16 protein-coding genes are annotated in these 12,955 nt (G+C 44.3%); 11 read left to right on the forward strand and 5 right to left on the reverse strand.

Translation table 11 applies throughout. The annotated features are described in order from the left end of the window. Together L4C36_RS22475 and L4C36_RS22480 are read left to right on the forward strand one after the other, a co-directional pair. On the forward strand, positions 1-401 hold a 401-nt coding region (locus tag L4C36_RS22475), incomplete at its 5' end, for a GGDEF domain-containing protein (RefSeq protein WP_428480007.1). Between the two features lie 53 nt (positions 402-454). Next, the gene (locus L4C36_RS22480; RefSeq protein WP_428480008.1) at positions 455-1,102 is read left to right on the forward strand and encodes a DUF2268 domain-containing putative Zn-dependent protease; all 648 of its coding nucleotides are present in this window, start codon (positions 455-457) and stop codon (positions 1,100-1,102) included. A gap of 92 nt (positions 1,103-1,194) precedes the next feature. On the opposite strand, the gene L4C36_RS22485 is transcribed toward L4C36_RS22480, so the two are convergent. The 3 genes from L4C36_RS22485 to L4C36_RS22495 form a co-directional block, all read right to left on the reverse strand. Next, positions 1,195-2,034, reverse strand: a complete 840-nt coding sequence (locus L4C36_RS22485; RefSeq protein ID WP_428480009.1) for an AraC family transcriptional regulator — start codon at positions 2,032-2,034, stop codon at positions 1,195-1,197. Between the two features lie 97 nt (positions 2,035-2,131). Then, the gene (locus L4C36_RS22490) at positions 2,132-2,788 is read right to left on the reverse strand and encodes an NAD(P)H-dependent oxidoreductase (protein ID WP_428480010.1); all 657 of its coding nucleotides are present in this window, start codon (positions 2,786-2,788) and stop codon (positions 2,132-2,134) included. Between the two features lie 225 nt (positions 2,789-3,013). Further along, positions 3,014-5,107, reverse strand: coding sequence for a TonB-dependent hemoglobin/transferrin/lactoferrin family receptor (locus L4C36_RS22495; RefSeq protein WP_428480011.1), 2,094 nt, complete (start codon positions 5,105-5,107; stop codon positions 3,014-3,016). 276 nt (positions 5,108-5,383) lie between these two features. On the opposite strand from L4C36_RS22495, the gene L4C36_RS22500 reads away from it, so the two are divergent. Both L4C36_RS22500 and L4C36_RS22505 read left to right on the forward strand, forming a co-directional pair. Next, complete coding sequence (locus L4C36_RS22500) at positions 5,384-5,611, forward strand: DUF6500 family protein (RefSeq protein WP_428480012.1); 228 nt, start codon at positions 5,384-5,386, stop codon at positions 5,609-5,611. Positions 5,612-5,778: 167 nt separating this feature from the next. After that, positions 5,779-6,372, forward strand: coding sequence for a GNAT family N-acetyltransferase (locus L4C36_RS22505; RefSeq protein ID WP_428480013.1), 594 nt, complete (start codon positions 5,779-5,781; stop codon positions 6,370-6,372). A gap of 81 nt (positions 6,373-6,453) precedes the next feature. Here the strand turns inward: L4C36_RS22505 and L4C36_RS22510 are convergent, their stop codons facing one another. Continuing rightward, complete coding sequence (locus tag L4C36_RS22510) at positions 6,454-7,086, reverse strand: SDR family NAD(P)-dependent oxidoreductase (protein WP_428480014.1); 633 nt, start codon at positions 7,084-7,086, stop codon at positions 6,454-6,456. A 415-nt stretch (positions 7,087-7,501) separates the two neighbouring features. Here L4C36_RS22510 and L4C36_RS22515 point away from each other — a divergent pair, with 415 nt between their 5' ends. The 3 genes from L4C36_RS22515 (at position 7,502) to L4C36_RS22525 (ending at position 8,916) form a co-directional block, all read left to right on the forward strand. Next, entirely contained in the window at positions 7,502-7,777 is a 276-nt protein-coding gene (locus L4C36_RS22515) for a hypothetical protein (protein WP_428480015.1), read from the forward strand. A gap of 163 nt (positions 7,778-7,940) precedes the next feature. Next, positions 7,941-8,204, forward strand: a complete 264-nt coding sequence (locus L4C36_RS22520) for a hypothetical protein (RefSeq protein WP_428480016.1) — start codon at positions 7,941-7,943, stop codon at positions 8,202-8,204. A 40-nt stretch (positions 8,205-8,244) separates the two neighbouring features. Continuing rightward, complete coding sequence (locus L4C36_RS22525; protein WP_428480017.1) at positions 8,245-8,916, forward strand: HD domain-containing protein; 672 nt, start codon at positions 8,245-8,247, stop codon at positions 8,914-8,916. Positions 8,917-9,815: 899 nt separating this feature from the next. Here the strand turns inward: L4C36_RS22525 and L4C36_RS22530 are convergent. Next, positions 9,816-10,337 (reverse strand): NADPH-dependent FMN reductase, encoded by a 522-nt coding sequence (locus L4C36_RS22530; RefSeq protein WP_428480018.1) that lies wholly within the window; start codon positions 10,335-10,337, stop codon positions 9,816-9,818. 402 nt (positions 10,338-10,739) lie between these two features. Between L4C36_RS22530 and L4C36_RS22535 the strand changes: the two genes are divergently transcribed. The 4 genes from L4C36_RS22535 to L4C36_RS22550 all read left to right on the forward strand — a co-directional run. Next, positions 10,740-11,069 (forward strand): DMT family transporter, encoded by a 330-nt coding sequence (locus L4C36_RS22535; RefSeq protein WP_428480022.1) that lies wholly within the window; start codon positions 10,740-10,742, stop codon positions 11,067-11,069. A 107-nt stretch (positions 11,070-11,176) separates the two neighbouring features. Next, positions 11,177-11,413, forward strand: a complete 237-nt coding sequence (locus tag L4C36_RS22540; protein ID WP_428480019.1) for a hypothetical protein — start codon at positions 11,177-11,179, stop codon at positions 11,411-11,413. Between the two features lie 244 nt (positions 11,414-11,657). Continuing rightward, entirely contained in the window at positions 11,658-12,149 is a 492-nt protein-coding gene (locus tag L4C36_RS22545; RefSeq protein WP_428480020.1) for a copper chaperone PCu(A)C, read from the forward strand. A gap of 450 nt (positions 12,150-12,599) precedes the next feature. Further along, the coding region (locus tag L4C36_RS22550; protein WP_428480021.1) for a hypothetical protein at positions 12,600-12,955 on the forward strand (356 nt) is incomplete at its 3' end.

A 12,955-nucleotide genomic window follows, 5' to 3' on the forward strand; every position in this document is an offset into this window, starting at 1 on the left:
CCTATGGGCATCAGGCGGGTGACGCTTGCTTACTGCRGATTGCACAAATCCTACAAAAATACACGGCGAGAGCCTCTGACATGTGCGCACGCTTTGGTGGTGATGAGTTTATTGTGGCATGGAGTCATATCTCACCCGAACAGGCAGTATCATTGTCACAATCCATCTTGCATGACATCAACCAAATTACCGTCGGAGATAACGAATGCGGCTATCACGATACGGTGTCTGTCAGCTTGGGATTAAGTTCAACCATTCCGGATTGCGACAACCATCATACGCTGCTGTCGCAAGCCGATACGTTTATGTATCAAGCAAAAGAGGCAGGAAAAAACACCCTTGTGTCGAATACCACTGCGCCCGCGCACTCTCATGAACCGTCCACATTTTGCTGTGGCTGACGGGTTATCCCCCTCCGTTGTTATACCGATAAACCAAGATACGGAGATTTAAGATGAAATTAACGATTTTGAACGCATCAGGTCTATTTGATAGCTTGTTTGATCACTTAGAGCATCATTTCACTCTATCGTCTAACGTGTTATGTGCCTATTTTGATTCAGATACGATCGACGTCACAATCAGCCCTTACGAAAGCGGCGAAGCGCCAAGTTCCGGTATTGGAGGGTGGGCAATCAATCGCCATCGCATCGAAATTTTACTGGATACAGAAAGGCACGATGTAGAGAACGTTATCCGTTCAGAGCTTGCTTCTGTTTTAGCGCACGAAGTCAATCATATCGAACGCATGAAATTAAAGTTACCTGGCGACACATTGGCTGAAAATCTCATTTATGAAGGTTTAGCGTGCCACTTTGAGATGAGGTTCAATGGCGGTCACATCCCTTCGCTGTTCAAAGGCATGGATCACATTTGTTGGTTGGATATTTTAGAGGAAATGAAACCCATTCTGAGCAGTAAGGATTTTCACTTCCCTGATTATTTCTACTGTGATGAGAGTGACTTATTCCCTCAATATGCAGGATATTGGGTGGGGTTCAATTTAGTCGCACAATACATCAATAAGCACCAAATAAGCGATGAAATAGCACTCGGTTTACCCGCCGATGTCTTCTTTGAAAACGCGATATCACAAGGCTGACTCACCTTACAAGCTAGGGATTAGACCCCAATAGCCAAAACAGACAAATAGCCTACACGGTGCCAAAGGACCTCTAAATCCGGCTGGGAGCTTTAACGCGACATCGGATTTCCCCCACCGTAAACATCAATGGTCAACCCTCTTTCACTGGCATAGGTACTTGGCGTAAGGCCAAGCTGGCTTTTCACATAACGAATGAGATGAGGCTGATCGCTAAAACCAAATTGCAGGGCAACGGCGGGCCAATCTATGGTGTCTGCATCGCGTTGATAAAGGTATTCAAGAATGGCTTCCAACTTTCGCATCGATTGGCATTGTTTAAGCGAAAACCCCGTGACGCGGCGAAAGCTGCGTTCAAGGGTACGTTGAGAGCAAAATACACGCTCCCCCAGATCGGCAATCGCCGTGGTATCAAGCAGCGGCAATACTTTTTCAACCCATTGGCTATGCCTGTCTTGTTGGCCTGTTGCCAACCAAGGTGCCAGTAAACGATCCAATTGCTTTACACATGTATCGGCATCATGTCGTGCCAAAGCAAACAGCGTTGGCAATTCGGTGATCCCTAACCATGCAGCCAGATTAACGTCAATCACCTCATCACACGTAGGATGCTCATAATTTGGTATCTCAAGCGCATAAAGTGCGCCTATCCGAAATTTCACCCCTATATGAATGAATGCCTCAGTATGATCAAGCAAGTAGGTTTGTTGATGGGGAAACATCCAATGACAGCCTTGGCCTTGAGCAACATTGCCTGCTATATCATAGTGATAACGATGATCAACAGGCGACAAGATTAAATGGGCGCAGGGATCCGGATTGAGTTTCGGGAAAGCAATGCCTTGCGATCCCGACGTTTTTTCTATCATCCAATAGCACTCTACATATTGGCCTACAAGGGATGACTGGGAAGGCGCTAACCAATGGAGCATGACCGTTTTATTCCTCACTAATGACGGTGCTATTGCCACAAACAAAAAAGGCAGTAAACACAACGTGCTTACTGCCCAGTATATCGCTTTTTAATGATTATGCTGTAACAAGCACATCATCCATCGCTAGACGCGCTTTTGGCAAACCATGGTTATAGTCTTCGCCGTCTTTGTGGTAACCGATAGCCAGTGCAAGTTCACACACGTGACCATCAAGCTCTGCGGAAAATTGCTCGCCGATCAAGGTTGGGTCAACCCCTTCCATTGGTGTTGAGTCGATACCTAAACGCGCTAGCGTGTGCAGGATGTTACCCAGAGCAATGTACACTTGTGCTTTCGTCCAGTTACCGTTGAAACCGGCTTCATCGGTGTTCGCTTCTGCAAAGGCGTAAGCCCCCATGAACATGTCGTACATGTCTGCAGGTAAGTGGCCGCAGGTTACTTCCGCATCAACGCGCTTTGCAAACTTCTCTTTAGTGAAGTTTGGATCGTAAGCAAAAAGAATGGTGTGCGAGGCTTCTTTCGCATGCGCTTGATTGAACTGGTGCATGTTAGCAAACGTATCGTGGAAGCGTTGCTTCGCGGCGTCTGACTCGACAATCACGAATTTCCATGGCTGCGAGTTAATAGAAGACGCTGACATGCGCAATGCTTCTTTGATCACGGCCATATCATCTGCAGAAATACGTTTCGCCGCATCGTACTTTTTCGCTGTGTAACGTGTATTAAGATCGTTAATGATTGGATGAGACACGTATTTACCCTCTTCGTTTGTTCTGTCAGTGAGGATGCAATCAGCATCAAACACCGTACTTATCTCGAAATTGGGTTCATCATAGCGCTTTGATTCTGATTGATAATACCGACTTTATGTAATTCACTATTTAGTTTTTGTTTATAATCACCCCACACACAAACAAAAAGCCCGACAAGTATGCCGGGCGTGGGACGTAACTATCCGCGTAACACAATAAGAAGATTAAAATTCATACTTCGCTGTAATCGACCAGTTGCGGCCCGCTTCGGTCAAATCTTTGTTTTCTGACGTTTGGCCACGTACATCATTCCAGTTGTAGTACGCTTCATCCGTCAGGTTAAACACACCCGCACGTAACGTCAGATCCTTGATGGGTTTGTAATACGCGATGACATCCACCACGGTCGCACTTGAGATTGGCAATATGTCATCGCCATTAATATCACTGCGACTTTTCGAGGCGGTGTAGTTTATGTTCAGTGTCGTGCCCCAGTTACTGACCGAGTCATAGTTAAAACCGGCCACAAGGTTCCATGGGTTCACGCTGTTTAACGGATCATTGTTGCCGTCTTCCCCTTCGGTATACGCCGCAGCAACACGCGAACTGAAGCCTTCAACAGGCATAAAACCATCCCAGCTCAATCGATTCGAGAACTCAATCCCTTTAATGGTAGCTTTACCAATATTCACGTACTGGAATACGGCAGGATCCACCATCGGAATAAAGCTGCCAGACACTTGCTGCTGTTCGATGAAATTATCGTAATCGCTGTAGAAAATGGCAATTTCGCTACTTGAAATGGCATTGTTATGACGCCAGCCCAATTCATAAGAGAGACTTTCTTCTGCTTTCAGGTCTGGATTGGGCTTATTCACGTAGCCGTGCATCGGGTTACCAAAGGAATAAAAGAGCTCTTGGAAATCAGGAGCGCGGAAGCCTTGGCTGATCTGCGCGAATACGCGGTGTGCTTCATTGAGTTTGTAAATCGCCCCTAAGCGAGCGGTAAAGGCTGAGTCCGAGAATTTTTTGTACTCGTTGTCTGGGTTACCACTTGGGTTTTCACTGGCATCGCCCGGATCCGTTTCAAAGGCGTCATACCGGATCCCTGGCGTGATAATGATATTACCTGCCGTGATCTCATCTTGCAGGAAGAAGCCGTAGCGGCGCTCACTGGCAGACGGTATATAGAAAATTTCGCGATCCGTGCCCGTACTATTGAACTCACTGTTGATGTTTTTTATATCTTTATCAAGGTACGACGCGCCGTACACCAAATAGTGCTCAACACTTCCCAGCGTGAAATATTTATCCATTTGTAGATCAAACTGATAGCCGTCATCTTTATAAATGTAATCTTTACGCTGATTATTAGAGCCTTTCACACGTTGAGTAACACCATTTTCTTCTTTACTCAACCAATCAAACTGCCAAGTCAGCGTGTCGGCCATCGGTGCTTGCATCGCCCACATGTGCTTTAGGCCAATTTGATATTGCTCGGTGGTGTCTTCGCTGATGCCGTTCGTATAACCACGGTAAATTTGGTCGCCTTCACTGTCATTGTGTAGGTAATTACCGGTAAACTCCAAACGGTGTGCATCATTAAATTGGTTCTGTATTTTCAACAATACGTTATCAGCGCTGGTATCCGCATTAAGCGGATCACCAAAGTTGTCCAACTCGCTGCCATCACGGCGGGTATAACCGATTAATGTTTCTAATCCACCGGTTTGATTCGCCACCGCGACAGACTCGCTGAACGTGCTGTCTTCCGACGAGTAATTAAACTTGGCATGCCCACCCCACTCACGTCCTTTTAAGAAATCTGCCGGGTCTTTAGTTTCAAATGCCACAATCCCGCCAATGGCATCGGAACCGTGCAACGAGGACGCCGCCCCCTTCACCACTTCAACGGCTTTAATCATGTCCGTATCGACTTCAACTCGCGCTGAGTTAATGAAATTATTACCGGTATCAAATTGGTTGCCTTGAGAAACACCGTCCACCAGCACTTTAATACGATTACCTTCGATACCACGGATGTTGATGCTTTGCACCCCTTGACGTGCATTGGTTTCAACCGTCACGCCTGGCGTATATTGAAAAAGATCATCCAGCCCCGTGATCATCTCTTCTTCGATATCTTTATCCGTCACTACTGCGACAGAAGCGGCTGTGTCTTGAAGTTGGCTCTGGGTACGCGTGGCGGTCACGACCACTTCATCGAGTGTGTATTCTTGTGCAATGACGCCTTGAGAAAGCGCCAATAAAATAGAGGCGGTTAATACAGATTGTTGATAACGGTGGGTAGTCAGCATGACTTCAAATCCTTTGAAAACTTCACATAAAATGGAAAACCGTCGCATTCTATTTTAATTGAATGATAATTACTATCATTATCATTACGTTTTATTAGGTTTGTTCATGCCTCGTTTTCTTCATGCTTTTTCACCCCTTACCAATACGTATAAAGAATACGTAAACCACACCTGATTCCAACATACGGCTTACATAAGAAAAGCGCCGCGTACCATTGCATCCCATACCGGCGATCGTTAAGCTGCATTTTTCGACGCCACGTATTCAGGAAGCTTATGCGCCCATCACTAAAAGACAAAGTCCTTACCGTCTGCCATAAAAAAATCACCCAAAAAGGTGACAATGTGGGCGTGTCGTTTTATGCCTTTTTTGCCAATAAAAATAATGACCCAGCCCTATTAATGGAAGCCGCCACCTGGTGGATTCAAACCCATCAATTGGATCACTTTGAGAAAGCCAAAAAGATTATTGCTATGGTGGAAGCGGAGCGTGAAGAGAGTTAACGCCACATGATACAGTGGCAGATTAACGCACGATAATCGCGTTACCCTTTAATCCAGATACAAAATTCAACACGTATTAGTCATTTTACAGAGACGCAAAAATAGACAGTCTCATTAATTCAATGGCCGATGAATAAAGACATAACCACACAAACAAGGATTGTATTATGTGGCTAAACGACACCGAATTAACTTCGCACACCGTCACACTCACGCCATTACGCCGCGATCATGCCGATGCGCTGATTGCTGCTGCCACTGATGGTCAACTCTGGGACCTCTGGTTTACCGGTGTACCGGATGCCTATACTATTCACGACTACATTACCCATGCATTAGAAGAGCAAGCCCTCGGGCGCGCATTGCCTTTCGTGGTACGAGATAACGTGACTGGCGATATCATTGGTACGACACGTTTTTGTAATGCCGATACAAAAAATAAGCGCCTTGAAATTGGTTACACCTGGTATGCAAAGCGGGCTCAGCGATCCAGCGTGAATACCGAATGTAAGCAATTGCTGCTCACTCATGCCTTTGAACATCTTGACGCGATCGCGGTGGAATTTTGTACCCATTGGCACAATCAGGCATCCCGACAAGCCATTGCTCGCTTGGGTGCAAAACAAGACGGCGTGTTACGTAATCACAAAATCATGCCTGATGGCTCTTATCGCGATACCGTGGTGTTTTCCATTATTAACCATGAATGGCCAGCCGTGAAAATGCACCTCCGCCATAAGTTAGCGGCGTATCAGGGTTAATCAATATTGCATCATCACACCATCGATCAACGTGCTGAACGATGGTGTGTTGCATTGTTATTTTAGGAAATGATAAAAAAATCAGTACGTCATATCAGGATCAACACACTGATAAATCTGCCCAATACTGGCAGCGTCAGTCAGCAATGTGTGCGCAAGTCTTGCCACCTCACTGCGTGTGATCAGACCATGTACTTCACCGCCTTGAGAAAGCACACCGGTATTTGTCACCTCCCCTTCTTTTAATCCCCCCGGACGTACAATCGTGAAATCTAGCGCACTGCTTTGCAACCATGCTTCTGCCAACGATTTTTCACGCACTGCCGCGCCAAACCCTTGCTTGGCACGATCAGAAAGGTACTGCCATGAATCCCCACAACCGAGTGATGTGATCAGCAAAAAGCGGCGAATGTTCGCCTGTTCTAATGCATCAATCACATAACGGTGACCAATATAATCCACGGGAATGTCAGCATGGAAACTGCCCATGCTGGAAACCACCCATGCCTCTTTGGGTAACGCAGCCACCGTTTCGACCACTTGTGCTTGAACCGTCGCATCACACGACAACGTTGGGATCCCCATTGCTGCCAAACGGGCATTCTTTTCTGGGTTTCTTGCAATCGCAATCACCTGAAAACCTTGCGCATAAAAATAGTCGGCCATCGCAGCCCCTAAACCACTGCCTGCACCCCAAATCGCGATAGTTTGCATCGCTTACTCCATGGTCTTGATGAAAATGATAATAGTTTGCATTTATTTAATGAAAAATGCTACTTTTCTGCCAGACTTCTTTACCACTGACTGTTGCCACCATTTTTACCACTTTCTTTTAACTCCGTCTTTGGGTCACCAAGTCACTTGGTGTTTCATGCACGCCATCACGCTGTGCGAGTAACGGATAAGTGCATACTCACAACCAAACGCATACCGACAAAGGCACGTGCATAAAAGCATGCTGTTCAGTGATGTGACACCAAAAAAGAAGGTGCGCTCCTTTTGTTCGGCGTCACTTGGAAATAAGCTCAGGGCTGACTTGTATCACGCTGAAAAGCAACGTTATAGATACCAACATTCAGCACGTTGATTTCGCCTTGGCTGCATGAACGGCCGCTCTCTGAGGATATTGATGGACACCTTTCGCACTCTGTTAGCCACGTGCTTTTTTCTCGTTGGTTGTTATTTCGCGATAAGCATCGTTGTATCTGACTTTTCTTTGGCTGTATTATTTTCAGCGGTATTTGTTTTTATCGCGGCACACCTCACCCTGCCGAATGATTATCGTCGGCGTGAAAATGGGTGGGAAGCGTTAGAATGGGTTTATCTCATTATTGATTTCCCTTATTGGATCACTGTGTTTGTGGGGCGCTTTATTGCACGTATTAGCATCAATCTTTTTGATTGACTGTCACTTGCAAGCGAAACCCTTGGGATAACTTGCAAACACTCTGTATGATGCTGTTCCTGTCATTGTGTTGAAATACAATAGCCTTTACACCTTAACTCACACTGTGTGTATTTTACGTATTCCAGTGCGTGATGCATTCGTACCCAAATAGGACACCAGGTTGTTATTTAAAATCCCTTTCCTCATCATGTTATTGTATTATCACGCGCAAAGTCAGCAGTCTGTCCGTGCCGGTTTATTGTGGTTTGGTGGTATTTTTTTCATTACTGCCGTCACTGCTTCTTTGAACGGGTATACGTTGGTACATATTGTTTTATCGACGTTTATTGCTTTATTGTATTTTCATTTATTAGAAAAAGCAGAGAACCTGCTACTTTGGTGGTTAACCATGCTTTTAGGGGCGGCAGCGCTCATTGTTTTTTAAACCAACGTCAACATTCTCTCTCAACGATGAGTCCTTTTTTATGCCATTATCGCAACGGTTCACGGCACTGTTTAGCACTAAATATCAATCGCTTGCATTGCGATGTTTTGATGTATTGACTGAACATTACAGTGAATCGCACCGGCATTATCACACCCTGCATCACGTGACGGCCTGTCTAAACCAATTCGATAAGCTTATCTTAGACGCACGGCACCAAGGAAATACGGATTATTTATCAACGAATTACCGCGATTTAGTCTTGGCGCTTTGGTTTCATGATGTGATTTACGATCCGACACAGCAGAATAATGAAGTGAAAAGTGCGCAATTTGCACAGCAGTGGCTGCGCCAACTCAACGAATCCGATAGCACGATAGCAGCCGTCAGTGCCTATATATTGACCACGGCACACACAGCACAACACGCGGTCGATAACACTGTCATCGATACACACGCGGCAGACACTCTACTAGATATTGATCTCAGTATACTCGGCGCGCCAACCGCACACTTTCAGCAATATGAAACGGCCATTCGCCATGAGTACCATTTCGTACCTGGCCCACAATATCAGCAAGGCAGAATCGCCGTATTACAGCACTTCTTGGAGCAACCCTCTATCTATCGTACCGAGATATATCAACGTCGGTATGAACAACAAGCTAGGTTGAATCTCAACGCAGCCATTCAACAACTACGCGCTTTGTAGCGTTTAACAAGATAGGACGACACAGTGTGGCATTCGCGATTGGCTTTGCAGGTTTATTCGGCATGTTCGGTGCGGGAATAAAAAAAACCTCCGCGAGGGAGGCTTTTCATTCTTTATTTTTTCGCTTTCTTAGCGTCTTCTAGAATTTCTCTCATTCGCTGAGCTGAAATGCGTGGCTTACCCATAATACTTCTCCTTGTAACAATGAGATACGCTTAATACTGATGAGGTGTCAGCGTGTTAAGTGGTATCTAGATTTTCAATTAGGTTCAAAACCAATATACCTAACTCATCAGATTTTTAAACATATAATTAACCACCGAACAACGTATGCTTGACATGCAATTGTCAACGTAAATCATGAATAAAACACCAACAAACAGCACCTACACCTATCAATCACCGTCATCTGTGCGTATAAGCTCTGTTTATTAACAGCACATACGCACACAACTCGCCTTCATTTATGTGATGGACTATCAATATCTTTATAGTAATTATTTTATGACCACAAATATATTGTGACGCTGAGCATCAATAATCACCACTAATCCGTCCCGTATCCGTCGCATCCATGAGAACTACGCTCTCCCTCCACTCGCATAGTAAGCAGGGAGATAAGCGTAATGTTAAGTGAGGGACACCACATCGAGTCGTTCGAAGTAAGTGTTGAGATATATCGGCTAACCATCATTACCAATTTCATCGCGCCGTCTGGGTTCATTTCGATACCACAAAAAGTGAAACAGGTGTAAAAGAGGGAGGAAATTGAGGACGAACCAGAGGAGAATAAACGCAAACGACGTACAAGCAGTCCCATGGTAGAAACACGGCTACCATGGGTAGTATCTCTCGATCTAAATAGAAATACAACGCGGCCTAAAAAAGCCAAACAGACACTACAGTGATTTTATGGCACTGACTAACTGCGTATTTAAGCTTTCATCCWCCAGCTTTTGCGCCGCGAGATCAAAATTGTCATAGAAACTCGGCACAGAAAGGCTCGCCTTCACGTCAGCGCCAAAAAACGGCATGGAACCCACCGCTGTCGCCAGCACACTTTTCGCGCCACCAGGACCGGGTGATGTGGCCAGCAATACCATGGCTTTATCTTGGTATACCTTGGGCGCAATGCGGGAACACCAATCAAACAGGTTTTTGTAAGCCGCAGAATACGACCCATTGTGTTCGGCAAACGACACCACTACGGCATCGGCTTGTTGAAGCTTGGCCAAARAAGCTTTGGCATTGTCTGGTTGCCCGAGTTTTTTTTCATTATCTTCACTAAAAAGTGGCAATTCGAAATCATTCAAATCTAAAACTTCCACCTCATCATCAGCCAAATGCGACACCGCATACGAGACCAATTGTTTATTGATGGACGTACTGCTCGTACTGGCAGCAAAAGCGATCACTTTCATGTTCAATCCTTTTGTGATGAAGAGATAATGTAAGACGGCGGCGACACAAAACCATGAACGGTTTAGGCTGCTGCCACTTTGCACGGTCACTCGATAACCGTCACACCATAGCATTAACAGAACAGTTACATCTACTTTTCTCAAATAGGTTACTGACGCCCTCTCGGTGACAGGCATAAAAAAGCTGGGCGAGCCCAGCTTCCGATGTACTTCTGCCGTGTCTAAGAATAGACATGGCAGAAAGTTATGGTGCAATAGCACATCAATCCCCACCAACCATTGTTACCCTTAAGAAATAGTGATTTACATTTATCGGCGATTATCATTTTTTGATAAACAATTATACTGCTGCCATCAACATCAAGACCTGAGCATCAGGTAAACATAAAAACGGAGAAAATGATGGGCTGGCTATTTTTATTTTTGGGCGTAATGGCTGAGGCAACATCACACGTCGCGCTGCGTGCAACCAATGGTTTTACCAACTGGTTACCCAGTGCCATTGTGCTTGTTGGCCACCTTCTTGCTTTTCTCTTTTTAGGCCAAGCCATGAAATCCTTACCTGTCGGGATTGTGCATACCTTATGGACAGGTCTCGCCATTGTGATTGTGACCGCTATGTCGAGCATTATTTACAAACAGCACCTTGATGCCAAAGTCTGGTTAGGCATGCTATTCGTCGCTGTCGGTATCGCCATTATTAATTTGGCCGGCGCTCCTCACAGCCATTAATCATCGCACCAATCAAATGTGCCCTGCCATTCATGCAGTTAATCCTATCCATCAATCTGAAGAGAAATATAGCCATAACACAAACAGTCAATAAAAAGGACACGATCATGACAGAAGAACGTGCAATCAATCTTTATTATTATCTCGTCCATAACCACGCCTCTCGGCAAGAAATCAATGCAGTGATTGCTTTACTCCAGCAACAACACAATGTTGATCTACGGCAACTGGACAAACGCTTAAACAGACAACGCGTCACGTCACCGAATCGGTTCGACATTAACAGCTATGGTGCAGGAGGATCCCGCACCATGAACCAAACCCGAAGCATGCAAAATGCGTAAGCAGTACACCATAACCATCGGCATTTAGACCGTATGTGCTCACAGTGTCAATGAGAATAAGGACGGAAACTGTTCTCTTTGTCCTGTGACAGACCTCGTTAAACGTACAATTTATTAACCGCTTAGCCCACATCCCCATTTCACCCTGTTATCATTATCAGGTGACGCATCAATATATCAATCCGTATTTGGCAGCCCCTTTTCTTGTGCTGCTACCATCAAAATGGATGAGGTGGAGTAAACAATGAATATTATCCGAACAACACTGCTAGGTAGCTTATTCGCCGTTGCCGCTTTCGCACAGGCACATGACGTTCAGCTCGGTGATTTAACCATCGATCACCCGTGGTCTAAACAGGTACCACCGACGTCACAAGTGGCTGCAGCCTTCTTCATGATAGACAATCAAGGTATGAAAGAAGACGTGTTACTGCGTGCTAGCTCCCCCATTGCCGGAAAAACAGAATTGCATGCTCATATCCATGAAGACGGCATGATGAAAATGCGTGAAGTCGAGAGCATTCCTGTGCCTGCCCATGACACTACCCTGCTCAAACCTGGTGGTTTACATGTGATGTTCTTTGAATTGGAAACCGTCCCTACACTGGGTGAGATGTTCCCGCTAACGCTGTATTTCAAGTACGCTGGCAAGGTCAATGTGGAAGTGAAAGTGGAACCTGCGACCTTTGTGTCTGAAGCGATGAAAAATGATGCAGAAGAACATGCTATAAAATAAGTATTGTATTCATCAAGTGAAAACGGCAATTATGATTTTTACTTGATGAATCTATAGGTATCTCATCATAGTATCTTTTAGTTGAGTTTCACTATAAAATGTGAATCTCATCTAATTTATAACGTTAATTTAAATTAGCATTAAGATTTATTGCTAATTCATTATATATTTGATTTATTTAAGGATGATTAAGTAATGAGTACAAATATATTTCTATGTCACAGGCCTTGCAATTTGCATAATACATTTAATGATAGCTGTGACGATATTCTGAAATCAAATAAACATATAAAATCAGAAATATTACTTCCTGGGACTCCGTACATAATAAACAATATTAATCATAACTCAAAACATGATAAATCATCCAAACATCTCAATCAATTTCTAACAATACCAGTCGAAAATAGGAAAATGCTTGCAAAATTAAACTCATACATTGGGAGTGACGTGTTAATAGCATTATCTGAACTGTTTGAAAAAGAAATATTACCTGCATCTAAATTGTTAAACAAATGGGCTAATGATGAAAAGTACAATCTAGCCGGAGCTGGAGCTACCCTACTAGGGGCTCATAATCAAGGTTTAATGGGTAAAATAATTCAGTATGAAAAATCACTTAATATTTTAAACGATGGCGTTAAAAACCATTTACCCAAAAGTCAAATAATCAAACTTGAGAATAATGCAAGAAAAATCCACAGTGAGATGAATAATAAATACAATCAAGACATATCTCACCTTTATAATAAAGTAAAAGCAAAGAAAGGAACACCATTAAACAATATAAATAGAGGCGTGAATAT

The sequence above is a fragment of the Photobacterium japonica genome (genome assembly GCF_050337005.1).
Classification (GTDB): Bacteria; Pseudomonadota; Gammaproteobacteria; order Enterobacterales; family Vibrionaceae; genus Photobacterium; species Photobacterium japonica.

Coding starts and splice junctions, on each gene's coding strand:
- L4C36_RS22480 (WP_428480008.1), top strand. CDS start 455: ATGAAATTAACGATTTTGAACGCATCAGGTCTATTTGATAGCTTGTTT.
- L4C36_RS22485 (WP_428480009.1), bottom strand. CDS start 2,034: ATGCTCCATTGGTTAGCGCCTTCCCAGTCATCCCTTGTAGGCCAATAT.
- L4C36_RS22495 (WP_428480011.1), bottom strand. CDS start 5,107: ATGCTGACTACCCACCGTTATCAACAATCTGTATTAACCGCCTCTATT.
- L4C36_RS22500 (WP_428480012.1), top strand. CDS start 5,384: ATGCGCCCATCACTAAAAGACAAAGTCCTTACCGTCTGCCATAAAAAA.
- L4C36_RS22505 (WP_428480013.1), top strand. CDS start 5,779: ATGTGGCTAAACGACACCGAATTAACTTCGCACACCGTCACACTCACG.
- L4C36_RS22510 (WP_428480014.1), bottom strand. CDS start 7,086: ATGCAAACTATCGCGATTTGGGGTGCAGGCAGTGGTTTAGGGGCTGCG.
- L4C36_RS22515 (WP_428480015.1), top strand. CDS start 7,502: ATGGACACCTTTCGCACTCTGTTAGCCACGTGCTTTTTTCTCGTTGGT.
- L4C36_RS22525 (WP_428480017.1), top strand. CDS start 8,245: ATGCCATTATCGCAACGGTTCACGGCACTGTTTAGCACTAAATATCAA.
- L4C36_RS22535 (WP_428480022.1), top strand. CDS start 10,740: ATGGGCTGGCTATTTTTATTTTTGGGCGTAATGGCTGAGGCAACATCA.
- L4C36_RS22540 (WP_428480019.1), top strand. CDS start 11,177: ATGACAGAAGAACGTGCAATCAATCTTTATTATTATCTCGTCCATAAC.
- L4C36_RS22545 (WP_428480020.1), top strand. CDS start 11,658: ATGAATATTATCCGAACAACACTGCTAGGTAGCTTATTCGCCGTTGCC.